This window comes from Mesorhizobium onobrychidis (genome assembly GCF_024707545.1).
Lineage (GTDB): Bacteria > Pseudomonadota > Alphaproteobacteria > Rhizobiales > Rhizobiaceae > Mesorhizobium > Mesorhizobium onobrychidis.
Map to the genome: position 1 here is coordinate 2,857,318 of NZ_CP062229.1, position 23,549 is coordinate 2,880,866.

General features: G+C 60.7%; 16 protein-coding genes and 1 pseudogene. 11 read left to right on the forward strand and 6 right to left on the reverse strand.

Translation table 11 applies throughout. The features are described 5' to 3' along the window. Positions 1-33 precede the first annotated feature (33 nt). The 3 genes from wecB to IHQ72_RS14215 are packed head-to-tail and all read left to right on the forward strand — an operon-like array spanning position 34 to position 3,318. Complete coding sequence (wecB, locus tag IHQ72_RS14205) at positions 34-1,188, forward strand: non-hydrolyzing UDP-N-acetylglucosamine 2-epimerase (protein ID WP_258123000.1); 1,155 nt, start codon at positions 34-36, stop codon at positions 1,186-1,188. Beyond that, positions 1,181-2,518: a UDP-N-acetyl-D-mannosamine dehydrogenase gene (wecC, locus tag IHQ72_RS14210; RefSeq protein WP_258123001.1), complete on the forward strand. Its 1,338-nt coding sequence runs from the start codon at positions 1,181-1,183 to the stop codon at positions 2,516-2,518. The genes wecB and wecC overlap by 8 nt, the downstream gene beginning before the upstream one ends. Next, on the forward strand, positions 2,515-3,318 hold the full coding sequence (locus IHQ72_RS14215) for a WecB/TagA/CpsF family glycosyltransferase (RefSeq protein WP_258123002.1): 804 nt from the start codon (positions 2,515-2,517) through the stop codon (positions 3,316-3,318). Before wecC ends, IHQ72_RS14215 begins: the two co-directional genes overlap by 4 nt. Before the next feature lie 112 nt (positions 3,319-3,430). On the opposite strand, the gene IHQ72_RS14220 is transcribed toward IHQ72_RS14215, so the two are convergent. Continuing rightward, the gene (locus IHQ72_RS14220) at positions 3,431-4,870 is read right to left on the reverse strand and encodes a lipopolysaccharide biosynthesis protein (protein WP_258123003.1); all 1,440 of its coding nucleotides are present in this window, start codon (positions 4,868-4,870) and stop codon (positions 3,431-3,433) included. A gap of 153 nt (positions 4,871-5,023) precedes the next feature. On the opposite strand from IHQ72_RS14220, the gene IHQ72_RS14225 reads away from it, so the two are divergent. Continuing rightward, a complete protein-coding gene (locus IHQ72_RS14225; RefSeq protein ID WP_258123004.1) occupies positions 5,024-6,142 on the forward strand; it encodes a glycosyltransferase family 4 protein in 1,119 nt (372 codons plus the stop codon). A gap of 76 nt (positions 6,143-6,218) precedes the next feature. Here IHQ72_RS14225 and asnB read toward each other — a convergent pair whose 3' ends face one another. Beyond that, a complete protein-coding gene (gene asnB / locus IHQ72_RS14230; protein ID WP_502572801.1) occupies positions 6,219-8,108 on the reverse strand; it encodes an asparagine synthase (glutamine-hydrolyzing) in 1,890 nt (629 codons plus the stop codon). Positions 8,109-8,385: 277 nt separating this feature from the next. Then, entirely contained in the window at positions 8,386-9,627 is a 1,242-nt protein-coding gene (locus tag IHQ72_RS14235) for a glycoside hydrolase family 5 protein (protein WP_258123006.1), read from the reverse strand. A 117-nt stretch (positions 9,628-9,744) separates the two neighbouring features. Between IHQ72_RS14235 and IHQ72_RS14240 the strand changes: the two genes are divergently transcribed. The 3 genes from IHQ72_RS14240 to IHQ72_RS14250 all read left to right on the forward strand — a co-directional run bounded on the left by IHQ72_RS14240 (position 9,745) and on the right by IHQ72_RS14250 (position 14,014). Beyond that, positions 9,745-11,646: a heparinase II/III family protein gene (locus IHQ72_RS14240; RefSeq protein ID WP_258123007.1), complete on the forward strand. Its 1,902-nt coding sequence runs from the start codon at positions 9,745-9,747 to the stop codon at positions 11,644-11,646. A 245-nt stretch (positions 11,647-11,891) separates the two neighbouring features. Next, the gene (locus tag IHQ72_RS14245) at positions 11,892-12,887 is read left to right on the forward strand and encodes a sterol desaturase family protein (protein WP_258123008.1); all 996 of its coding nucleotides are present in this window, start codon (positions 11,892-11,894) and stop codon (positions 12,885-12,887) included. Beyond that, a complete protein-coding gene (locus IHQ72_RS14250) occupies positions 12,884-14,014 on the forward strand; it encodes a GNAT family N-acetyltransferase (protein ID WP_258123009.1) in 1,131 nt (376 codons plus the stop codon). Before IHQ72_RS14245 ends, IHQ72_RS14250 begins: the two co-directional genes overlap by 4 nt. A 96-nt stretch (positions 14,015-14,110) precedes the next feature. Here IHQ72_RS14250 and IHQ72_RS14255 read toward each other — a convergent pair. Further along, positions 14,111-14,935: pseudogene (locus IHQ72_RS14255) on the reverse strand (PQQ-dependent sugar dehydrogenase); the annotation flags it as partial. A gap of 10 nt (positions 14,936-14,945) precedes the next feature. Here IHQ72_RS14255 and IHQ72_RS14260 point away from each other — a divergent pair. The 4 genes from IHQ72_RS14260 to IHQ72_RS14275 all read left to right on the forward strand — a co-directional run bounded on the left by IHQ72_RS14260 (position 14,946) and on the right by IHQ72_RS14275 (position 20,847). Then, positions 14,946-15,383: a DUF2267 domain-containing protein gene (locus IHQ72_RS14260; protein ID WP_258123010.1), complete on the forward strand. Its 438-nt coding sequence runs from the start codon at positions 14,946-14,948 to the stop codon at positions 15,381-15,383. A gap of 607 nt (positions 15,384-15,990) precedes the next feature. Further along, a complete protein-coding gene (locus IHQ72_RS14265; RefSeq protein WP_258123833.1) occupies positions 15,991-17,940 on the forward strand; it encodes a PrkA family serine protein kinase in 1,950 nt (649 codons plus the stop codon). A gap of 19 nt (positions 17,941-17,959) precedes the next feature. Continuing rightward, positions 17,960-19,267 (forward strand): YeaH/YhbH family protein, encoded by a 1,308-nt coding sequence (locus tag IHQ72_RS14270; protein ID WP_258123011.1) that lies wholly within the window; start codon positions 17,960-17,962, stop codon positions 19,265-19,267. An 11-nt stretch (positions 19,268-19,278) separates the two neighbouring features. Further along, entirely contained in the window at positions 19,279-20,847 is a 1,569-nt protein-coding gene (locus IHQ72_RS14275; RefSeq protein WP_258123012.1) for a SpoVR family protein, read from the forward strand. Between the two features lie 376 nt (positions 20,848-21,223). Here the strand turns inward: IHQ72_RS14275 and IHQ72_RS14280 are convergent, their stop codons facing one another. Then, positions 21,224-21,430, reverse strand: coding sequence for a hypothetical protein (locus IHQ72_RS14280; RefSeq protein ID WP_027151394.1), 207 nt, complete (start codon positions 21,428-21,430; stop codon positions 21,224-21,226). 102 nt (positions 21,431-21,532) lie between these two features. Next, a complete protein-coding gene (locus IHQ72_RS14285) occupies positions 21,533-23,524 on the reverse strand; it encodes a protein-L-isoaspartate(D-aspartate) O-methyltransferase (RefSeq protein ID WP_258123013.1) in 1,992 nt (663 codons plus the stop codon). Positions 23,525-23,549 lie beyond the last annotated feature (25 nt).

Genomic DNA, 23,549 nt, shown 5'->3' on the forward strand with positions numbered 1-23,549 from the left:
GGTCGCGACGCCTTCTGGCGACCAGGATCAGCAATGAACGTCCTTTCACATCCGAAACTGCCATCCAGGCAAAAATTGCTGATCGTGTTCGGCACGAGGCCGGAGGCGCTCAAATGCTTTCCGGTGGTGCGTGCCGCGCTTGCCCATCCGGGTTTTATTACCGACACATGCATCACCGGCCAGCATCGCGAGATGGTCGACCAGGTCATCGAGTTGACTGGCCTGCCGGTGCATCACGATCTCAACATCATGCAGCCCGGCCAGACATTGTTCGACGTGACCTCGCGCGTGCTGCTGGGCATGGCCGAAGTGCTGGAGAAGGCGAAGCCCGATATCGTCCTCGTGCAAGGCGACACGACCACGGCGATGACTGCGGCTCTGGCTGGCTTCTACAAGCGCATCCCGGTCGCCCATATCGAGGCAGGATTACGCAGCCACGACATCAACTCTCCCTTTCCGGAGGAACTGAACCGCAAGATTGCCGGCGATATCGCGACCTGGCATTTCGCGCCGACCACCCAGGCGCGCGACAATCTCATCGCCGAAGGAAAGGCTGCGAACAGCATCTTCGTGACCGGCAACACGGTGATAGACACGCTGTTGCATTTTTCCAGCGCGATCGACGCCGACAAGCTGATGAGCGCAAAACTCGCCGCCCGCTTCCCGTTCCTCGATCCCGCCAAGAAAATGATCCTCGTCACCGGACATCGTCGTGAGAATTTCGACGGCGGCATCCATCGTATCTGTACGGCGCTGAAGGGGCTGGCAATGCGCGAGGACGTGCAGATCGTCTATCCGGTCCATCCCAACCCCAATGTGCGCTCGGTGGTCAACGCAGAACTGGGCGGCGTGCGGAACATCCATCTCGTCGACCCGCAGGACTATCTGCCGTTCCTGTTCCTGCAGAAGCAGAGCTATCTGGTGCTGACCGATAGCGGCGGCGTGCAGGAAGAAGCGCCTTCGCTCGGCAAGCCGGTGCTGGTGATGCGCGAGAATACCGAGCGGCCCGAGGGGATCGCGGCGGGTACCGCCCGTCTCGTCGGCACCGATATCCAAAAAATCCTGTTGAATGCCAACAGCCTGCTCGACGATCAGGCCGCCTATCGCGGCATGGCGGAACGACACAACCCGTATGGCGATGGCCGGGCCAGTAGCCGGATCGTTGAGGAATTGCTGCATCATGGCTGAGATCAAAACCGTTTCCGTTATCGGCATGGGCTATATCGGCCTGCCGACCTGTGCCATCTTCGCCAGTCGTGGGCTCGACGTCATAGGTGTCGACGTCAACGAAGCGGTGGTCGAGAAGGTCAATCGCGGCGAAATCCACATCGTCGAGCCGGATCTCGATGGTTTGATCCAGAAGGTTGTAGCCAACGGCAAGCTTAGGGCCTTCAGTACGCCGCAGCCGGCGGACGCCTTTATCATCGCAGTGCCGACCCCGATGACCGAGGACCACAAGCCTGACGTGAGCTATGTGCTCGCGGCGGCACGAAGCATCGCCTCGGTGCTGAAGCGGGGAGACCTTGTGGTGCTGGAATCGACATCGCCGGTCGGCACGACGCGCATCATGACGGGATTGCTTGCCGAGTTGCGGCCCGACCTCAAATTTCCTGTCGCGCATGGCGAAGAGGCCGATGTCCTGGTCGCCTATTCGCCCGAGCGCGTGTTGCCGGGAAAGGTCCTTACAGAGCTGATCAATAACGATCGCTCGATCGGTGGACTGTCGCGCAAGTCGTCGGAACGCACCGCCGCACTCTATTCAACCTTTGTTGCCGGCGACCTGTTCACGACCCAGGCCGAAAGCGCGGAACTGGTGAAGCTGACCGAGAACGCGTTCCGCGACGTCAATATCGCCTTTGCCAACGAGCTTGCGGCAGTGTGCCAGGATCTCTCGCTCAACGTCTGGGAGGTCATCGATCTGGCTAACCGGCATCCCCGCGTGAACATCCTCCAGCCAAGCCCGGGCGTCGGCGGCCACTGCATTGCGGTCGATCCGTATTTTATCATCGACGCCGCGCCTAACAGCACGCGGCTGATGGCTTCGGCACGCCGGATCAATTCCGAGCGTCCCTTGTCGGTGGTCAGGGATATACAAGCCTTGCTCGACCCGTCCCGCAAGCAGACGATCGCTTGTCTTGGCCTCAGCTTCAAAGCCAATATCGACGATATGCGCGAGAGCCCAGCTGTCGAGGTGGTGAAGCTTTTGTCAGATATTCCCAACCTGAAGATCATCGCGGCTGAACCCAACACACATAGGCTGCCGCATGAACTCGAAGGTAAAGGCATCGTCTTCACCGATGCGCTTTCCGCCATCGACCAGTGCGATATCGTCGTCCTGCTGGTCGACCATCGGCAGTTTAATCTGGTTGATCCCGAAGCGCTCAAGGACAAGAAGCTCATCGACACAAGGGGTTTGTGGACCTGGCGCAAGGCACGTAAGCCCGACGCCCGCATCGAAGGCAAGAAATCGACGATCGAACACCTGGCGCTTCCTGCAAATGCAGAGGAGGCCGCATGACCGCGCACGACCCGGCATGGGCGCAGTATCGCCTGTTGGCGTCGCGGCGTCGGGAGTTCCTTGGCGCGCCGATCCATGCGCTGACCATGGCCGAGACGCTGGCCATCGCCGATGAGGCGATGACCCTGCGGCGGCCGCTGCATCATGTGGTCGTGAATGTCGCCAAGCTTGTGAACATGCGCAACAATACCGAGCTGCGGGAAGATGTTGCGACGGCGGACGTGATTAACGTCGACGGCATCGGCGTGCTTTGGGGCGCACGTCTTTGCGGCGTCGCGCTGCCGGAGCGGGTAGCGGGTGTCGACATCATGATCAATCTGTTGAGCCTCTGCGCGAATCGTGGCTTCAGGCCCTTCCTCCTGGGCGCCGAACAATCCGTTCTCGATGCCGTTAGAATGAGACTTGCCAGGGATCATCCGGGCCTCGTCATCGCCGGCATGCGCAATGGCTATTTCAAGCCGGAAGACGAGGCCGGCATCGTCGAGGCGATCAACGCATCGGGGGCCGACTGCCTGTTGGTGGCGATGCCGACGCCGCGCAAGGAGCGCTTTCTCAAGTGCTATCGTGACAAACTCACCCCGAGTTTCGTCATGGGCGTGGGCGGCAGTTTCGACGTCTATGGCGGCAAGGTTGCCCGGGCGCCAAAAGTGGTTCAGGCGGCCGGTCTGGAGTGGCTGTTTCGCGTGGCACAGGAGCCGCGACGCTTGTGGCGCCGCTACTATGACACCAACACTGCCTACGCAGCGCTGCTGTGCCGGGAGCTCTGGGACCGTCGGGGACGCCGAAAGGTCGATCTTTAAGGAGCGATTGCCCCAGCAAACAGGGCGACCGCCTGGGGCTACAGCATCGGTCCGAAGTCGGAACCGCTTTTCCAGGACTACGGCACGGCAAATTCAAAATGCCATCGCGGGTCTATGCGAGCCGTAGCCGCGCCCTCAGCTTGGCTACGAATTGCATCGCGGCGGCAGGGTAGAACAGCCAGGTCAGCCCGAAGAAAACCACTGCGCCAGCGGTGCCGCCGGCGACGAGCGAGAAGATGGCCGGCATATCACCGAGTAGAGCGCTGGCAAGGCTGGCGGCCAGCCCCGTGCTGAGCGAGATGGCGACCGAAACGCCGATGTCGCGCCAAGGCACCGGCACCGGCGTGAGCCGCTCGCTGATGATGATGCAGGCTAAAAGGCCTGCCAGCGATCCGCCCGCCAGCGCCAACGCAGCGCCGACCTCCGCCATCGGGGGGATCAACAGCACGGACAGTGCGATTGTCGCCACCGAGCCGAAGGAATTGGCGATGATCAGCAGCCATGGACGCTTGTGCGCATGCACCACGGTGCCATAGACGAAGCTCGCGAGATTGGCACACAGCACGCTGAAGGCGATGATCGGAAAGAGCAGGCCGAAACGGCCGTGATATTCGGAGGGCAGCAGGAGCTGAGTGATATCGCTGCTGAGTGCGACCAGCATTGCAGCAACCGGCAGGCAAAGGCGGATCATCAAGGCCATCAATTGCGACAGCAGCCGGCCCGACGCCGCAGGCCCGTCGTCGTCGAATCGGCTGACCACCTCGGGAAAGGCGCCCATGTTGATGGCGTTGGCGACCATATCGATCGGCTGCCGGGCCAGTGCATAGGCTGCGGCGAAGATCGCCACTGCGCCGGCATCGTAATAGATCTTGAGGAACACACGCTCGGCGCTGTGCAGGCCAAAGCCTACCAGCGCCATGATGACCAGGGGCACACCGAGGACGAAGAACTCCTTTTGGGTGAAGCGTGTCGGACCGGCAACGACGCGTCGGGATGCCAATAGGCCCGCCACGATACCGGCGATTAAAACGCCGAGGCTCGAGCCGAGCGATACCGTCAGAAAGGAGTCTTGAAACATGACGATGGCGCCGATCGGCAGCGCGAGTTGCAGCACGGCGCGCAGGAACTCGAGCATCGAATAGACCGAATGACGCTGCTGCATCTGCAGCACCGTCAGCGCGAAGCGGCCGATGGAGCCGGCGATCAGGTAGCTGCAGACGGCGATCGCGAACTCGACCCAGCGCTCCGGCACGACCACTGCCGAGGCGCCCACGGATATAATCAGCGCCAGCGCCGTGCTGGCAAGCAACACCCGCCCGGCTAGTATCAGGCTGCCGCGGCTGATGTCGCCTTTGCCGCCAAGCCTGAGTAAAGCGATGCGCAGCCAGTTGGTGACGGCAATGTCGGTCATTTCGCCGACGGTCACCACCAGGGTCAGCAGGCCATACTCGGTCTGATCGATCAGCCGCGTCACGATGACCAGCAGGAGCAGCGCGGAAATCCGCGTCAGCAGGATCGCCGGGGCATAGATGAGCGTGGAGCGGAGCAGCAAAGGGTTGTCCCCGGGAAATTCATCTTCGATTAACCGTCGACCGGCGGAAAATCCAGCGCGATGACGGCAAAGGGTGAACAGATTCAGTTTGAACTAACGGATTCGTCGTAGACCTTATTTGAAACCTTTGCCTTGTCGTTCCGAAATGGGCTCATGTTGCAGCGTCTGGTTCACAATCGAAAAGTCCATGTGCTTGTCGCGACGCCTTCGGGCGTTTCGGGGCAGGGAGGCATCGACCGCATCATGGGGGCGCTGAAGCAGGAGTTCGAGCGGCAGGAGATCGCCGACATCGATGTGCGCTTCCTTGCCAGCCGCGGCCTTGGGCATGTCGGGTTTTCGATCTTCTATATGTTTGATTTTTGCTTGCGGATGCTCGCCGCGCGATTGGCGAAGCGCGCCGATGTCGTCCACATCAATATATCGGTCTCCGGCAGCACCTATCGCAAGATGGTGATCGCTGCCTGCGCACGGCTGCTGTCGATACCCTATGTCCTGCATTTGCACGGGGCGCAGTATGAGACATTCTGGAAAGACGATCGCAGTTTCATGAGCCGCCGCATCGAAGCTCTGTTCGAGCGTGCCGGTCGGGTGATCGTCTTGGGCGGGCTTTGGCGCGACTTCGTCGCCAGCCGGGCACCTGGGGCGGCCGGCAAAATTGTCATCGTTCCCAACGCCACGGCGGTTCCCTCCTTGGCCCATGTCGGCGGCGGCGACCATGTCCATATCCTATTCCTTGGCCGCATCGGCGACCGCAAGGGTGTGCCGCAATTGCTGGATGCGCTGCACCGCATGGAGCCGATCAAGACGTGGCGCGCCACGATCGCCGGCGATGGCGACGTCGAGGCGGCACGGATGAGAACGGCCGAACTGGGCCTTGCCGAGCGCGTTACCCTTCCTGGCTGGGTCGGGCCCGACGAGGTCGCATCGCTGATCGCTTCGGCGGACATTCTGGTACTGCCCTCCTTTGCCGAAAACCTGCCCGTCTCGGTCATCGAAGGCATGGCCGCAGGCCTCGCGGTAGTGACGACGCCTGTCGGCGCCGTGGAGGACATCATCACCAACGAGCAATCCGGGTTGCTGGTGCCGCCCGGCGATGTTGCGGCGTTGACCGAGGCGCTGACACGGCTGGTCGAGAATCCGGCATTGAGAGCCAGGCTTGGTGCTGCCGCGATGGCCGTGCATCGGGAACGGCTTGAGCTCGCACCATTTGTCGGCGCGATCTGCGACGTCTGGAGGTCGGTCGCGTTAAAGGCTCAATCGGTCAAGCGCTGACGCTGTCCTGTAAACGCGGACGCTGAGGTTGCGACGAGCAGCTGTGGGTCGAGCGCGACATCCGATCCCATTGGCGTCACTGCGGCGCTCCAAGCTCGAATTCGCGATGGAATATCTCCAAATTCAACAGCGCCCATATCAGCTTTTCGTGGTCTGCGGCGCCCTTGGCGTGCTCCGAGACGATTTGATCAAGGTATTTCGCGCTCAAATAGCTGCGAATAACGGATTGAGAGGAGCAAAGATGGTCGTGCACGTAGTTCCTCATCGACCCGCGAAACCATTCGGCGACGGGCACCTTGAACCCGATCTTGCGGCGGTTGAGAATTTCCTCAGGAAGCATGTTGGCCATGCTGTTGCGCAAGATCAGCTTACCGTTCCGCCAACCCACCTTGTAGCGATCCGGCAATTTGCTGACGAACGCAACCAGATCGCGATCGAGGAACGGCATTCTTCCTTCGATTGAACCGGCCATCATCATCCGGTCGCCTCGTTCCAAGAGATTGTCTGGCAACCACGATGTCTGATCGAAAAACAGCGCCCGGCGAAGATGGGATGCCTTCGCGCTTGAGGAGAACGGGACGTTGTTACGCTGATTGCCGCAATTGGCCGGCGCACCGGTGAGGCGACCGTGTTGCCGCGCTGTCATGGCTCCAAACCAGGAGATCATCCGGGTGGCAAAGTCCCTTTCGCCCGCGCTTCGGGCAAACGTATCGAACTTGGCCGATGCGCCAGGCATGGCGCGTATCAGAGGGGCGAGGACGTTGTTGTGGAGCAAGGCTGGAACGAGCGACCGGTAGATTCCAGCCAGTGACTCTGCGCGATGTTTGGGATACCCGCCGAGAATCTCGTCTGCCCCTTCCCCTGTGAGCACCATCTTGACGTCCTGCGAAGCTCGCTCCGACATCAGGTAAATTGGAATGTCCGAACTTTGTGAAACGGGCGCCCCCAGATGGCGGACCAACTTGGGCAAGTGGTCAATCAGGTCGTCCGCTTCAATGACCAGTTCGCAATGATCAGTCTTGAAATGATCGGCGACGCGTCGGGCGAATGGAAGTTCACTATAAGCCGGTTCGCTGAAACCGACCGAAAATGTACGAATGGGCTTGTCGCTATGCTTGGTCATCAGGGCGACGATTGCTGACGAGTCGAGGCCTCCGGAGAGAAAGGCGCCAAAGGGTGCATCGCTGCGCATTCTGATCTCGACGGAATGGTCGAGCAGTTCCAGAAATCGTCGCTTGGCGGTTTCGTCGTCGATATCCTCGGTCAGATCCGTTTGATCTGAAGGCGTATAATAGCGCGTTTCCGTCACTGTTCCTTGCGACCAAACGGCATAGCTTCCGGGGTTGAGTTTGCGGATTTGTTTAAAAAGCGTGCGCGGTCCAGGCACGTAACGCCAACGCAGATACTCGTGCACAGCGTCCAGATCGGGCTGCTGCGCATTTGGCTGCGATGACAGCAAAGCGTTGATCTCCGAGGCGAAGGACAGCAATTTTTCGCTTTGCATGAGGTAAAGGGGCTTTTTGCCGAAGGGATCCCGGCCGAGGATCAATTCGTGCCTCTGAGCATCCCAGAGCGCAAAAGCGAACATGCCGCTCAATCGGTCAAACATGGACAAGTGCCACTGAGCATAAGCTCTGAGCAGCACCTCGGTATCGGAGCGCGTTCGAAAATGGTGACCGAGGTCGATCAGTTCCTGGCGCAACTCGATATAGTTGTATATTTCGCCGTTGAAAATAATTCTGAGACGGCCGTCGTCGATATGCATCGGCTGATTTGATTCGGCGTTTAGGTCAATAATCGCCAGCCGGCGGTGCACCAATGCCAACTGGTTCTCGCCGGTGTTCAAGTCCAAGAACTCGATGCCTTCGGCATCGGGACCACGATGCCGCAGTGTGCTGGACATTCTGGCGGCCCGATCTTGTGGATTCTCGACCCTCGGCCCGATCCAGCCGGCAATTCCACACATTATCTCTTCCCTGGGCGCGCGTATTGGCGCCGCTATTTACGACGAATGTATTAAACACTTGGTTGCCGACGAAACCGGATCGCGAGGAAAAAGCCGCCAAGGTGATTCTACGCTGGGCTGACTGGTTCGATCGGACTCTGCCGGTCCTGAATGAAGTGCTACCGAGGGTTGCCGCCGGAGACGGCAGCTCTTGCCGTCGCGTGATTGATCGCCAGCTTGTCGCGGGGACAGGATTGGCGTTGCCGCCCGGCTGCTCATCCGCCAAGAGGCGCAATGGCTATGGCAGGCCCAGTGCCCGCAACATCTCCTGGTCCGGGACCGCAGGCCCTTCGGGCCGGATGACGGTCATTCCATAGGGATTGGAGAATTCCCAGACAGACCATGGTATCGCGAAGCGTTCCGCCTGCTGGCGCACCGCCGTGAGATAGCGCAGACGGTCAGCGTCGAACGCGCCCATTCGGCCGTCCGCCGACATGAGGATGGCGCCGAATTCGCCCATGAAGAGCCGCCGGCTTGGAATGCCATGCGCCTCGGCCCAGTCGACCGCCTGACGGAAGCTCGCTTCGAGTTGGCTTGGGCCCCAATTGTGCTCGAAATATCGGGCGATTGCTTCACCCGCCGCGACCATGTTCATCACCTGCTCGACCGGGCTCAAGCCGGCCGCGTCCATCTGCGCCTTAAGGGTTTCGGTCACCTTTTCGGGCGTACTGCTGTCGGCCGGCCAGGGCAGGCCCGAGGCGAAGGCGCCTGTCCCGTCGGGCCGCTGGTGCGTGAAACTGTGCGGCTCATACATGTGGAAGCTGTAGTAGAGGTTCGGATCGTCAAACCCCGGGGTGAGATTGACCAGTCCGGCAATGCTGCCGCCACAGGCGCCTGTTGCGACGATGGTGAGTTCGCTGCTGACTGCGCGAATATCGCGGACCGTGTCTGCCATGATCCGCTGCCAGTCATCGCTCCCGCTCGAATCACAGGGGTAGTATGCCGGCTCGTTGTAAGGCTCGAGGGCTACCTTGTCGGTGCCAACCTTGACCAGCATGGTGGCGACCGCCACAACCATTTCGCGATAGCTGGCAACCCCCTCGCTGTCGGCACCGTCATAGATCGTCTCCATGCTGTAGGCCGGAACCTGGGTGACGCCGTGCAGGTCGAAAACCACCTTAAGTCCGGCCGACGTGACCCGCTCGACCGCGGCGGCAAGTATGTCCAGCGCCTGCTGCCGTTTGGCGCCTTCGCTGGCAAGCAGAGGACCGGGGTCGACGCTCAGCCGGACGAAGTCGAAGCCCATCGATCGAATGCGCGCAAACGCGTCGCCGCCGGGCCAATCGGCGAGCGGCCTATGTCCAGCGCGCCATTCCTCCTCGCTGCGATAGGGCGGCCAACGGTAGGATCCATCGTCGTCTACCGACGACCAGTTCAGCCATTCATGCACGCCAACGCCGCGCTGGAGCGGGATCGGCGCAGCGTTGGCGGCTATCGCCATGCCGAGCACCCACGCTGCAACACACGCCATCCTTCTCATCGCCAGTCTCCGTATCATGCTCGGAGATATTAACCGCAGGATCGGAAAAGGAGGATTGCCGTCGCGCGGCTTTTCGACAGCATGGTATATAAGAATCGAAACCTTGGCGGAGCGCGTATGAGAATCGGCTGGTACATCAACCGGTTGCGCGGCATGGAGCCGGCTGAGGTGTTGCACCGGCTGGGCGAGCAGCGTCGAAGGATCGCTTCGCGCCGCCGCGACGATGGCTGGGAGCGCTTTGCTTCGCCCCAGTTGCACCCGGTGCTGCATGGATTGCGCGATGCTGCGCTGGCTGCGACACCGGCACAACGGCAAGCCACAGCGGCGGCGGCGCAAAACACGCTTGGGGGCCAGTTTTCCGCACTTGGGCGGACATGGCCACGGCGCGACTCCGATCGGCTGTTTCCTCCCGAGCTTTGGCGCCTTGATCCGGTGACCGGCAGGCTTTGGCCGGGCCCCGAGACCCATACTTTCGATATCGATTTTCGCCATGGCGGCGACCGCGGCGATGTAAAATATGTTTGGGAGATCAACCGGCTGCAGCAGCTGCCGCCACTGGCCGCCCACCTGCTTCTCGCCGGCGACGACCGGTCCCGGATGGCCATAGAGGCGGCGATCGACAGCTGGCATTCAGCCAATCCGCCGTTTCGAGGGGTTTGCTGGGCCTCCGGTATCGAAGTAGCGCTGCGAGCCATCAGCCTGATTGTCACCATGGACCTCGTCGGCGACCGACTGGGCGCGGCGACACGGCAGCAAGTGGGTGAAATACTAGCGGCAAGTGCCTATTGGCTGCCGCGGTTCCCTTCTCGATTTTCCTCCGCCAACAACCATCTCGTCGCAGAACTGGCTGGCGAGTATTTGATCGGCCTGGCGTTGGGGACCGATTCCGACGCTGCACGCGGCGCCCTCCTGGCTGAGGCGCGCAAGCAGATTCTCGCCGATGGCGCCGGTGCCGAGCAGACCCCGACATATGCGGCCTTCACCGCCGAACTCATCTTGCTGTGCGCCGCTGCGGCACGCCAGGCCGGAACGCCGTTTCCCTCGCCCGTCGAAGCGCGTCTGGCCGCATTTGCCAATTTCGTCGCCTGGCTCCCACCAGCCGCCGGTTTTGGCGACAACGATGAAGGTCGCGTGCTGACGCTCGGGGACGACCCGGACTATGTCCGATCCGTCGCCGCCGCCATCCATGGCTTTCTACGGATGCCGGGCAAGGCGGCGGCGCCAGACGATTTTCGTGCGCTTTTCTTTGGCACGCCGTCGGAACCGGCACCGGCGTCGCATGGGCTGCAAACGTTCACGCAAGGCGGGCTCTCCGTCTGGCGCGGTGAGATGAACGGCCGCGGCATCGATCTGACATTCGACCACGGCCCGCTCGGCTATCTCTCGATAGCGGCTCACGGCCATGCCGACGCGCTGTCGCTCACCTTGTGCGTCGATGGCGAGCCGGTGCTGGTCGACCCCGGCACCTGGCTCTACGGTTCGGGGGGCGTCTGGCGCGACTGGTTCCGCTCAACACCGGCGCATAACACGCTGAATATCGAGGGCAAAAGCCAAAGCATCATCGCCGGGATGTTCAACTGGTCGCACAAGGCGGCTGCGGCATTGGTGGAGAGCGAGCCGGGAACGCACTGGAAGCTGCGCGCCCAGCATGACGGGTATAGAAGCCGCTTCGGCGTTGTGCATCAGCGCACCGTGATGCACCAGGCCGACGGGATCGTCGTGACCGACCAACTGCTCGGCGGCAGGCGCGTGGCCGAGGTCGTCTTTCAACTCGCAGCCGGCCTCGGCACCAACCGGGACAGAAGCACGATCATGGTGCGGCGCGGCGATGAGCCGCTGATGGCCATTCGCTTTCCGGACGCTGCGGTCGAGATCCGCGCCGGCGGCGACGCACCGGGGCAAGGCGGCTGGGTTTCACCGCGTTTTGGCGCCAGGCAGCCTGCCGAACGCATCGCCTGGCACGGCGAAGTGGGCGAAGACGGAATTAAGATCCACCTCGCGGCAATCCCCCCGTCGTAAAGACAGCGCCCGGCGCCGCTGCAGAGCAGCCTATCCGGTGTTCCGGCCGTATTCGAGATTAATTACGCTCGGGCATTTAGCGTTTTGTTACGGTTGATCTGCTAGTTCTGGCACAAATCCGGCGTGCTTTGCTCGTTGCAGCCGCAATAGCCACCTGGTTGCGGGCAACATGCAGTGGATTTGGCAAGTTTTTTGCTTCGCAATTCGCCGGATCGCCATCTCACGGCCCAGGAGCCACTGCACCGATGTTTTCTGAATTCGCCAGATTGATTGTGGAAAAGCTTGCGAACGTCAATCTACTGACGCTCGGCCTGCTTTTTTTCACAGCACTGGGCAGCGCGGTGATCGCTTACTGGCGAACCGTCGAGCATAAATCCCTCAGGGACTTTTTCGATTTCGCTTTCCCGGCGGAAGTCATCCTGCACCCGTCGGCGCGAGCGGATGTTCTATTTTGGGTCACCAAACGGGCGATAATGCCTTTCCTGCTCATCCCTGCCGGCGTCACTTTCGTTGCCGCCGTGGGCTATGGGACTCACCAGGCAATCGGCTGGCTCTTTGATATCCAGGCGCCGCTCATCGACGGCCCGGCCGGACCGGTGACGATCGTCATCTTCACCGCAACCATGCTGATCGCCTACGATATTTCGTACTATCTCTACCATGTCGCCCAGCACCACTTCCCGTTCCTGTGGGAATTGCACAAAGTGCATCATTCGGCAGAGGTGATGGTGGGAATCACCAAGGATCGGGTTCATCCGCTGGACGACCTGATGAACCGTATCTGGGATGGCGTCATCCCGGGGATCTGCTTCGGCATCTGGAGCCTGATCGCGCTCGATCCAGTAGAGATCGCTATCTTCGGCATCAACGTCTATGTCATCCGCAACATCCTGATGATGGACTTTGTTCGCCATACCCATTTCAAGATTTCCTTCGGCCCGCTGAACAACATCATCTTGTGTCCGCACTGGCACCAGGTGCACCACAGCATCGACCCTCGCCACTACGACAAGAATTTTGGCCTGCTGTTTTCGTTCTGGGATCGCCTCTTCGGGACGCAGTTTGTCCCGGATCCGGATGAAGACCTCAAATTTGGCCTGATAGATCGCGATGTGCGCGACTATCAGTCGCTCTTTGGGCTTTACATCCTGCCGCTCAAGAAGATGGGAGGGCATGTCGTCCGACTGTTCCAGAAGCGTCCCGATGTCATCGCTCAGCCACAGGATCGTTCCCCTTCATGAACACCATTGTTTCGATTGACGCTTCGAGCGCAGAGCGCCTGGAAGTTGTCCGTTCGGCGGATCGCCTGGCTGCGATCGAAGCCGATTGGATGCATCTTTGGCATCGCACCGATGGGCTGATCTTTCAGAGTCATGCCTGGATTTCGGCATGGTGGAGTACCGTAGCGGAGCGTGACCAGCGCGCGCTGCGGATCGGCCTGGTCTGGAACGGTGACAGGCTGGTTGCCGTCGTTCCCCTGACGATCGGCAAGCGCAAAGGCCTGCGGTTTCTCGAATGGGCGGCCAGCAGCTATACCGATTACGGGGACATCCTCGTTGCTCCGGAATGCTCGTTATCGGCCCTGCAGGACGTATGGGCCCAGATCTGTGACGCCGGTGGCTTCGATATTGCCTTTCTCAATCATCTCTTGCCGGGTGCGGCGGTCCGCAAAATTTTCACTCCGGATACCTCCGGCGGGATCAGGCTTCGCCCCAATCACAGAGAGGAAGTCAGTTATCGCGTCGCCGGACAGTGGAAGAGCGGAGCCGCGTGGTTCGCGGAGCAATCGAAAAAGACGCGGCAGAACTATCGGCGCGGCGTCAAGACGTTGGAAGAAGCCGGGGAAATGAAATTTCGCCTGCTTGCGCCAGACGAGCCACTGCAGCCGGTACTGGACCGGCTCTCTGCCCTGAAGCGCAGATGGCTGGTTGAGCGCAAGCGTGAATCCCAACTTTTCGAAGAGGGAGCGCCAGTGCTCGCCGCACTCGTCGACGCGCTGGCGCGCGCTGGCGTGCTGCGCATTTTCGTACTTGAATGCGATGGCGCGATGGTCGCGGTCTCCATCAACTTCGTCCAGCACCACACCATGATGGCCTTCGTGACCACTTTCGATCCGGATTTCAGCCAAGCGTCGCCCGGCATGATCCTGATGATGGACTACATACAGTGGTCGATCGATCACGGCTTGGGCACGGTCGATTTCCTGTGCGGCGCAGAGTCGTTCAAGCACAAATTCGCAACGCAGGGTGTCGTCCTGCAATCCGTTCTTGGGGCGCGTACGGCGCAAGGCTCGATCGCTTCTCTTGCCGATCGTATGCGTCAGAGGGTCCGGCACGTACGCGGGCGCGGACCGGTGCCGACATCTTGATTTCGGCTTGATCGGCGCCGGAACACCGTGTCCGACAGGCAATGGCAAGCGGTGTCCTATCGCTTTCCTCATCGGGTCGCCGGCAGCACCAACCGCTCAAAGTGTCGATTGTGTCTGAGATGGAACAACCCGCCAGACCTTGTTGCCGACGTCATCCGCCACCAGCAGGGCGCCGCTCCGGTCTATCGCTACCCCCACAGGACGGCCAAAAGCCTTGTTGTCCTCGCTGAGGAAGCCGGTGAGGATGTCCTGAGGCGGACCGGAGGGCCTGCCGCCGGTAAACGGTACGAAAATCACCTTGTAGCCGCTGTGCGGCTTGCGGTTCCACGAGCCATGCTGCCCGACGAACGCGCCATTCCTGTATTGAGGACCGAACAGGTCGCCCGTGTTGAAGGTCAGGCCCAACGAAGCCGTGTGCGCCCCGAGCGCATAGTCCGGCTTGATCGCCTCGGCGACGAGGTCGGGCCGCTGCGGCTCGACGCGATCGTCGACATGCTGGCCAAAATAGCTGTAGGGCCAGCCGTAGAAGCCGCCATCCCGCACCGAGGTCATTTAGTCCGGCACGAGATCGCTGCCGATCTCGTCACGCTCATTGACGGCGACCCAGAGCTCGCCGCTTTCCGGATTCCAGGACAGGCCGTTCGGATTGCGCAGCCCGGAGGCGAAGAGACGCGACTGCTTCGAAGCGAGATCGATTTCCAGCACGGCGGCGCGGTTCTCCTCTTCCTCCAAGCCGTTCTCGCCGACATTGGAATTGGATCCGACCGTCGCATAGAGCTTTGTCCCGTCCTGCGAGGCGGTCACGTCCTTGGTCCAGTGGTGGTTCCTCCCCGCCGGCAGGTCGACGATCTTCTCCGCCGGTGCGGTGATCTCGGTCGCGCCCTCCTGGTAGGGAAAGGCCACAATTGCATTGGCGTTGGCGGAAGCGACGATGAGCGCAACCGGTTTGGAAGTTTTTGACAAAACCCTGCAGACGACAAACATCTGGCTGGACGAGATCATGGCCGATCACGGGCCCGATAGGCGCGTTGCCTGGCATATGTTGGGAGCTGTTTTACGCACCTTGCGGGATTGGCTGCAGTCCGAACTGGCTGCCAATTTGGGGGCGGGGCTGCCGCTTCTCGTGCGCGGGACCTACTATGATCGGTATCGGCCGCGTGATCTGCCGACCAGCAGCCGTTCGTTGGAGGAATTCCTGCAACGGGTGGCCGAGGAGATGAAATCCACTCGACCCGTGAATCCCGAGGATGCGACGAGATCCGTGTTCAAGGTTCTCGCCAGGCATGTCGACCTCGGCCAGTCGGCCAAGGTGCGAGACGCGTTGCCGAAGCAGATCCGGGCGCTTTGGCCCGAAAGTGTTGGAGTTTAGCAGCAGCAAGACAAAAGTCTGAGCTGCCGATACGGTTCTCAACTGCCTCGGCCCGGCCGGTCCTTTTCCTCGCGATACAGTCGCTGAGTGGCCCGATCGCTTTCTCTGCGCTCTGCAGGCCCCCGACGGCGCCACGTGAGGAGTGCGTAAGCGATCAGGATTGCTAGCAGTAGCGGGCCGCCAGCAACGACGATCAACCACATACTGTTCTCGAACATGGAACATCTCCTTTCCCTCGTTGCCGAGAAGGAGCGAAACCGTTGCTCCTGATGCAGGGGTGGACAGCGCAGTGTAGATCTCTTCACCGAATGACCTATGCACCGCCAATTCAACTGCTGAGCGCAGGCGGCATGGTTCATTCCTCCAGAAAATCAGCTTGTTCACAGCGGGCTGTTGCACTCGGCAAGCGCTGGTGGAAGAATGGACATCCCTCGGAAACGTTCCATTGTGCGAGCCATTCGCTGGCTGACTTCCAGGCGTTCACTATATCTGTCTGGACCCCTAACATCCGGTCGCAGACGCACTACGTGATGATAGGGAACCACAAAGGCTTTCCGACAGTTGAATGAAGGGCGACAGCAACCAGACCGGCCGGGGCGAGGATACCATGCGCGAGAACCAGTCCGACGTCTTCGATCTGTTTTCGGAGATTTACACGAATGTGGCGCAGGAGGAGATAAGCATCCAGCAATATCTCCTTGCCTGCCGCGAGGATAAATCGATGTATGCCTCGGCGCCCGAACGGATGGTCGAGGCGATCGGCGAGCCTACCCTGGTCGACACCAGCATGGATGAGCGGCTCGGCCGCATTTTCGCGAACAGGACAATCAAGGTGTATCCCACCTTCGCCGAGTTTTATGGCATGGAGGACACGATCGAGCGCATAGCCGGTTATTTCCGCTATGCCTCTCAGGGACTCGAGGAACGCAAGCAGATCCTCTACCTGCTTGGCCCTGTCGGCGGCGGCAAGTCCTCGCTCGCCGAACGGCTGAAGAAGCTGATGGAGCAGCGTCCGATCTATACGCTGAAGGTGGGCGGCCAGATCAGCCCGGTTTTCGAATCGCCGCTCGGGCTTTTCAATCCTGACCGCATGGGCGACCTTTTGGAGGACAAATACGGCATCGCGCGGCGCCGGCTGAACGGCCTGATCTCGCCGTGGGCGGCCAAGCGCCTCGATGAACTGTCCGGCGACATCTCCAAGTTCAGCGTCGTCAAGCTGATGCCTTCGCGGCTGCGCCAGATCGGCATCGCCAAGACCGAGCCAGGCGATGAGAACAACCAGGACGTCTCGGCCCTGGTCGGCAAGGTCGACATAAGACAACTCGAGCATTTCAGCCAATCCGATCCGGACGCCTATTCCTACAGCGGCGGCCTGAACCGGACCACGCAAGGGTTGCTCGAGTTCGTCGAGATGTTCAAGGCGCCGATCAAGGTCCTCCATCCGTTGCTGACCGCTACCCAGGAAGGTAGCTACAACGGTACGGAAAACTTCGGATCTTTCCCTTATCAGGGCATCGTCGTAGCCCATTCCAACGAGTCGGAATGGCTGCAGTTCAAGAACAACAAGAACAACGAGGCGTTCCTCGACCGTATCCTGGTGGTCAAGGTGCCGTACTGCCTGCAGGTCACCGAAGAAAGGCAGATCTACGAAAAGCTGCTGCGCGAAAGCGAGTTGGCTTCCAGTCCCTGTGCACCGGAGGTGCTGGACATTCTCAGCCGGTTCACCGTCTCGACCCGTCTCGCCGAGCACGACAATTCGCCGCTTTACACGAAGATGCGCGTTTATGACGGCGAGAACCTCAAGGACATAGATCCCAAGGCGAAGTCGGTTCAGGAATACCGCGATGCCGCTGGAGTCGACGAGGGCATGACCGGCGTTAGCACACGCTTCGCTTTCAAGATCCTGTCGCAGACATTCAACTACGACACCAAGGAAGTGGCCGCCGATCCTGTGCATCTGATGTACATTCTGGAGCAGGCTATCAAGCGCGAGCAGTTCCCGAAGGAAACGGAAGCCTCCTATCTCGACTTCATAAAGTCGGAACTGGCGACGCGTTATGCCGAGTTCATCGGTCATGAGATTCAGAAGGCCTATCTGGAATCCTACAGCGAATACGGCCAGAATCTGTTCGACCGCTACATCGCCTACGCCGATGCCTGGATCGAGGATCAGGACTACAAAGACCCCGATACAGGCCAGATCCTCAACCGCGAGGTGCTGGACAACGAACTGTCGCAAGTCGAAAAGCCGGCCGGCATTGCCAATCCCAAGGACTTCCGCAACGAGGTCGTGAAGTTCACGTTGCGCGCCCGGGCGAGGAACCATGGCCGCAACCCGTCATGGACAAGCTATGAAAAGCTGCGCGAAGTCATCGAGAAGCGGATGTTCGGCCAAGTCGAGGATCTGCTCCCGGTGATCAGCTTCGGCTCCAAGCAGGACAGCGTAACGGAGAAGCGGCATACCGAGTTCGTGCATCGGATGGTCGGACGCGGTTACACCGAACGTCAGGTCCGCCGGCTGGTGGACTGGTACATGCGGGTGAACAAGGCGGGCTGAGTCCGGCCGGGATGGTTCCATGCCGATCTTTGTCGATCGCCGACTGAACCCGAAGGACAAGAGCCTCGGCAACCGCCAGCGCTTCCTGAAGCGTGCGCGCGAAGAGCTGAAGCGAAGCATCCGGGATCGGATCCGTATCGGCAAGATCGCCGATGTCGACAGCGAGCACGCCGTCTCGATGCCGGCGAGGGGCACAGCAGAGCCGAGCTTCAGCGATGCGAAGGACAGCGGCAGGCGGCAGCACATCCTGCCGGGCAACAAGCATTTCGCCCCGGGCGACCGGGTTCCCAAGCCCGGCCAGGGCGGCGGCGGCTCGTCTCCGGGGAAAACGGTCTCGGAGGACGATTTTCGTTTCGTGCTCTCACGCGAGGAGGTGCTCGACCTCTTTTTCGAGGATCTCGAACTTCCCGACATGGTCAAGCTCAACCTCAAGGAGATACTTGCCTTCAAGCCGCGCCGGGCCGGATTCGCCGCGACCGGTTCGCCGACCAACATCAATGTCGGGCGCACGATGCGACACAGCCATGGTCGCCGGATTGCGCTCAGGCGTCCTAGGCGCGAGGAACTTGATGCGATTGAGAAGGAACTCGCAATCCTGGAGGCAGAGCCCCAGAGCGCGGCGGCACACCAGCGCATTACAACGTTGCGGGAAGAGCTTGAGCGACTTGAGCGCCGCCGGAAGCGGATCGCCTATGTCGACCCCGTCGACATCCGCTTCAACCGTTTCGACGCCCAGCCCGTGCCGAATGCCAATGCGGTCATGTTCTGTCTCATGGACGTATCCGGCTCGATGGGCGAACGCGAGAAGGATCTGGCCAAGCGCTTCTTCGTGCTGTTGCACCTCTTCCTGAAACGGCGCTATGACCGCACCGAAATCGTCTTCATCCGCCATACGCACGAGGCGCAGGAGGTGGACGAGGAGACCTTCTTCTACAATACCCAAAGCGGCGGTACGGTCGTTTCCACGGCACTCGAGGAGATGCGCCGCATCATCGAGCAACGCTATCCCAGCAATGAGTGGAACATCTATGCCGCCCAGGCATCGGACGGCGACAATTTCGTAACCGATTCCGAGCGCTGCATCGGTCTCATGGACGGCCAGATCATGCGCCTGTGCCAGTATTTCGCCTATGTCGAGATCATCGACGAACGCGAGAGCCATATTTTCGGCAGCACCGACAATGGAACCTCGCTCTGGCGCGCCTACAGCGCTGTCAACCAGAGATGGCCGAATTTCCAGATGAGCCGTATCGCCAACGCAGCCGACATCTATCCGGTCTTTCGCCAGCTCTTTGCCAGGCAGCCGGCCTTCCAGAAAAATGCTTGAGGGGGGAACCGATGGCGAACCAGGCCAGCAAATCCAGCCAAACCAGCAAATCAGGATTGCTTTTTTCCGGGTCCGATTGGGATTTCAAGACACTGTCGCGCGCCTACGAAGCGATCGAGGCGATCGCGATCGAAGAGCTTCACCTCGACGTCTATCCGGTGCAGATGGAGATCATCTCGTCCCAGCAGATGCTCGACGCCTATTCCTCGGTCGGCATGCCGCTGATGTATCGCCACTGGTCCTTCGGCAAGCATTTTCTCTATCAGGAATTGCTCTATCGCAAAGGCGGGCGGGGGCTCGCCTATGAACTGGTCATCAATTCCAATCCTTGCATCGTCTACCTGATGGAGGAAAACACCATGGCCCTGCAGGCCCTGGTGACAGCTCATGCAGCGCTTGGCCATAATCATTTTTTCAAGAACAACCACCTGTTCCGGCAATGGACCGACGCCAGCGCGATCCTGAGCTATCTCGACTTCGCCAAGGGTTACATTGCCCGTTGCGAGGAGCGGCACGGCGTCGCCGCGGTGGAGGCGATCCTCGATGCGGCCCATGCGCTGATGGAACAGGGCGTGTTCAGATATCACCGGCCGCCGAAGCTGTCGTCGGAGCGGCAGCGTGAAGGCGTTCGCGAGCGGCTGGAGTACGAAGAGCGTTCCTACAATGACCTGTGGCGCACGCTCCCGCGTTCGAAGGACGGGACCAAGGCCAGCGGAACGGACCTCGGCATGGCGGAGCGGAAGAAAACGCTCAACCTGCCCGAGGAGAATCTGCTCTACTTCCTAGAAAAAAACAGCCTGGTTCTGGAGCCCTGGCAACGTGAAATCATCAGGATCGTCCGCGTCGTCGCGCAATACTTTTATCCGCAGCGGCAAACGCAGGTGATGAACGAGGGTTGCGCCACTTTCGTGCACTACACACTCATGAACATGCTGTTCGATCGCGGCCTGATCAGCGAAGGCGCGATGCTGGAAATCCTGCGCAACCATTCGAACGTGATCTTCCAGCCGGGCTTCGACGACCCGCGTTTTTCCGGCATCAATCCTTATGCGTTGGGCCTCGACATGATGCAGGACATCCAGCGCATATCGACTGAGCCGACCGCCGAGGATCGTGACTGGTTCCCCGATATCGCCGGCAACGGCAATTGGCGCGAAACCCTGCTCGACGCGTGGGCGAACCATCGCGACGAATCTTTCATCCGCCAGTATCTGAGCCCGGCTCTGATGCGGAAATGGCGGTTCTTTATCCTCGCCGATGCCGCTAGCGAACCGCACTACGAAGTCGCGTCGATACACAATGAGCGTGGCTACGAAAAGATACGCGCCGGGCTTGCCCACAGCTACGACATCGGCTCGAGCCGGCCGGATATTCAGGTGGTGGATGTCGATCTGCTCGGCGACCGACAGTTGCGACTGGAGCACAAGGTGAAGAACGGCATCATGCTGGAGGAGGCCAGTCGCGACGCCACCCTGCGCCATATCCGTCGCCTGTGGGGCTATGAGGTCAGCCTGGCGGCGATCGACGCGCAAACCGGCGGGACGCTCAACGAACGGTCGACCAGCCAAATCGGGGAATGACCAAAAGCGGAATGGCCGGCGACGGCGTCGTTCTGCCGCCAATCGCTGCAAAATCCGCGCAGTTTCGTGATCAAGCCGTTGGACCCGGGAAGGTCGGTTCCGTGGGAATCTCGGATGGTGTCTCGGGCGGAATTTCGACGGGCTGCCTTTGCGGGCTGGGAACGGGATCAGGCGAAGGCGGAGGAACGCCCGGAGGCTCACCCGGCGGAGTTTCCGGCGGAGCAGGCGGCCGGGCAGGCTCGGGATTGGGATTATCCGGCATCGGCACGGGATTATTCGGATCAGGATCAGGATCGGTCATGGGACACTCCCGAATCTTGCTTCACATCTCCTCGACGCCGCTGTTTTCCAACTCAACAGTTCCGGCGCCAAGGACCTACTTGTTCGTCCGCATCTTTTGCCTTGGATTGATCCCGCCAAGGGCGTTCGTGTCGTTCTCGACGTCGCCCTCGATCGTGTTTTCGCCTTCGAGTACGAGTTCGTCGCCCTCCTTGATCGTGCCCTTCGAGGTCCCGATACCGGGATTGTTCCTCAGATCGGCATCGCTCGGCTTTTTCCACTTTGGATGTTTGGTTCCGCTCATGGCACAACTCCTTCGAAAAGGGGTCCTGTTCTAGAAACAGCAGGGCGCGATGAATGTTCCGCCGAAACTCACCTTGATAATACGGCCGTGTCGGAGGGGCGGCTAAAGCCCGAACGGATAGGTGTCGGGAACACCGGTTCCCAGATGCTCCGGCCCAAGCAGCGTCACCGCGGCGGTCTCGTCAAACCAGACGAACGCGTCAAACTGCTGGGAAAGAGAGGCATCCGCGTAATGGCTGCGCAGTTCGGTTTCCGGCCGATAGATCACGCCGATGAAGCGCTCCAGCCGACGCTCCAGAAGCCGCTCGCGCAACGTATCGTCGCGCTTGATATCGAGCAGGAAACGCGAGACGCCGCAGTCATGGCAAAGCCGCTCGTAGCTATCGCTATGGGAAGGCCGCACCTGCTTGATTTCCATCTCGCCATCCCAGTCGGAGGCCGCGGCGACTGTCCCGGAATGCGTACTGAGCCCGATCAAGGCTGCCTCGTCGCCGAAGCGTTGGCGGCAGAGCTGGCCAATGTTCACTTCGTCCCTGACAATCCCCATTTCGGTATAGCGGGCATCTCCGATATGGGAATTATGCGCCCACACGACCGCCTTGGCGTTAGGCCCGCGAGCTTCCAACAGATGCTCGAGTGTCTCGAACATATGGGTGTCGCGCAGGTTCCAGGACTGCGCCCCGCCATAGTACATGATCCGATAGTAGCGTTCCGCGGAAGCGATCAGCCGGGCATTCTGGGTGGCATCCAGGAAATCGACACCGTCCTGCTGGGCATAGTCGAGCTGCCTGGCAAGCAGTTCGCGGCACTGTTCGAGCACGGCCTGCTCGCATTTCTCGTAGCCGGAGGTGAGCGCGACACGGCCGTAGGTGGATGGTTCATTTTGCCAAGGCGTCAGGCAGCCATAGCGTTCACGTGCGATCTTTGCTGCCTGCGGATCGACCCTGTCGAGATATTGCAGAACCGCGGCGATCGATCCGCTCATATTGTAAATATCGAGGCCGTAGAACCCCGCCAGTCGGGACGATATCCTGATGCGCTCATTGTGCTGTCGCATCCAGTCGACGAACGCCGCGACGTCCGTGTTGCGCCACATCCAGGTGGGAAACCGCTGGAACGGCGGATCGGCGTTGGCCCGCGGCGGCCGATGGCGGACGTAGCGGTCGATCGCCGCTGCATCGGGCCAGTCGGCCTCGACTGCGACGATGGTGAAGCCGTGCTTCTCGATGAGCCTGCGGGTGATCGCCGCGCGGGCCCGGTAGAACTCCGACGTGCCGTGGCTCGCTTCACCGAGCAGGACGACGCGCCGGTCGCCAAACCGGTCGAACAATTCGCCGAATGCCGGATCGTCGAAGCCCGGCAGCGGTTCGGCCGCCGCCGCGATCATATCCGGCAGGCTGCGCGTGCGCGCGCGTCCGGACGGACGATCCGCGATACGGTTGCCGCTCTCGGGCCAGCCCTGCTCGCCGATGAGCGGGACAAACCGCACGCCGCCGAAATCCTCCTCGCTGTACGTTGCAGCGCCGGTTCGGGTGACCTTGAGAAGGCGCTGATCATGCGGTTCGTCGCCGACCGGGATGACGAGCCTGTCACCGACGTCGAGCTGTTCCTGAAGGGCAAGCGGCGCACCGGGTCCGCCGGCGGCGACCAGGATGGCGTCGAAGGGCGCTGCGTCGGGCCAGCCTTTAGTGCCATCGCCGGTGCGGACTTCGATATTGTCATAGCCAAGCTCTTCGAACCGCTGTCTCGCCGTTTCGGCCAACCCGGCGTGGCGTTCGATCGTGTAAACGTGTTCAACGATCCGGCTCATCACGGCAGCCGCGTACCCTGAGCCGGTGCCAACCTCCAGGACATGGTCGCCCGGTCCGATCTCTGCCATCTCGATCATCAAGGCGACGATGTAGGGCTGCGATATCGTCTGACCCTCGGCAATCGGCAGCGGCCCGTCCTCGTAGGCGAATTCTTCAAAGCCGGGAGCGACGAAAGCCTCGCGCGGAACCTCACGCATCGCTTCCAGCACCTCGCGGTCATGGATGCCACGGCGGCTGAGATGGACCTCGACCATTCGGTTGCGTGCATCGGAAAGATCGAGCATCTTTTACTCCTTTTGCGGGCTGGCG

What these genes read in the sequence shown, in the direction of transcription:
- wecB (WP_258123000.1), top strand. Translation starts at nt 34, where the DNA reads ATGAACGTCCTTTCACATCCGAAACTGCCATCCAGGCAAAAATTGCTG.
- wecC (WP_258123001.1), top strand. Translation starts at nt 1,181, where the DNA reads ATGGCTGAGATCAAAACCGTTTCCGTTATCGGCATGGGCTATATCGGC.
- IHQ72_RS14215 (WP_258123002.1), top strand. Translation starts at nt 2,515, where the DNA reads ATGACCGCGCACGACCCGGCATGGGCGCAGTATCGCCTGTTGGCGTCG.
- IHQ72_RS14225 (WP_258123004.1), top strand. Translation starts at nt 5,024, where the DNA reads ATGTTGCAGCGTCTGGTTCACAATCGAAAAGTCCATGTGCTTGTCGCG.
- asnB (WP_502572801.1), bottom strand. Translation starts at nt 8,108, where the DNA reads ATGTGTGGAATTGCCGGCTGGATCGGGCCGAGGGTCGAGAATCCACAA.
- IHQ72_RS14235 (WP_258123006.1), bottom strand. Translation starts at nt 9,627, where the DNA reads ATGAGAAGGATGGCGTGTGTTGCAGCGTGGGTGCTCGGCATGGCGATA.
- IHQ72_RS14240 (WP_258123007.1), top strand. Translation starts at nt 9,745, where the DNA reads ATGAGAATCGGCTGGTACATCAACCGGTTGCGCGGCATGGAGCCGGCT.
- IHQ72_RS14245 (WP_258123008.1), top strand. Translation starts at nt 11,892, where the DNA reads ATGTTTTCTGAATTCGCCAGATTGATTGTGGAAAAGCTTGCGAACGTC.
- IHQ72_RS14250 (WP_258123009.1), top strand. Translation starts at nt 12,884, where the DNA reads ATGAACACCATTGTTTCGATTGACGCTTCGAGCGCAGAGCGCCTGGAA.
- IHQ72_RS14260 (WP_258123010.1), top strand. Translation starts at nt 14,946, where the DNA reads ATGAGCGCAACCGGTTTGGAAGTTTTTGACAAAACCCTGCAGACGACA.
- IHQ72_RS14265 (WP_258123833.1), top strand. Translation starts at nt 15,991, where the DNA reads ATGCGCGAGAACCAGTCCGACGTCTTCGATCTGTTTTCGGAGATTTAC.
- IHQ72_RS14270 (WP_258123011.1), top strand. Translation starts at nt 17,960, where the DNA reads ATGCCGATCTTTGTCGATCGCCGACTGAACCCGAAGGACAAGAGCCTC.
- IHQ72_RS14275 (WP_258123012.1), top strand. Translation starts at nt 19,279, where the DNA reads ATGGCGAACCAGGCCAGCAAATCCAGCCAAACCAGCAAATCAGGATTG.
- IHQ72_RS14280 (WP_027151394.1), bottom strand. Translation starts at nt 21,430, where the DNA reads ATGAGCGGAACCAAACATCCAAAGTGGAAAAAGCCGAGCGATGCCGAT.
- IHQ72_RS14285 (WP_258123013.1), bottom strand. Translation starts at nt 23,524, where the DNA reads ATGCTCGATCTTTCCGATGCACGCAACCGAATGGTCGAGGTCCATCTC.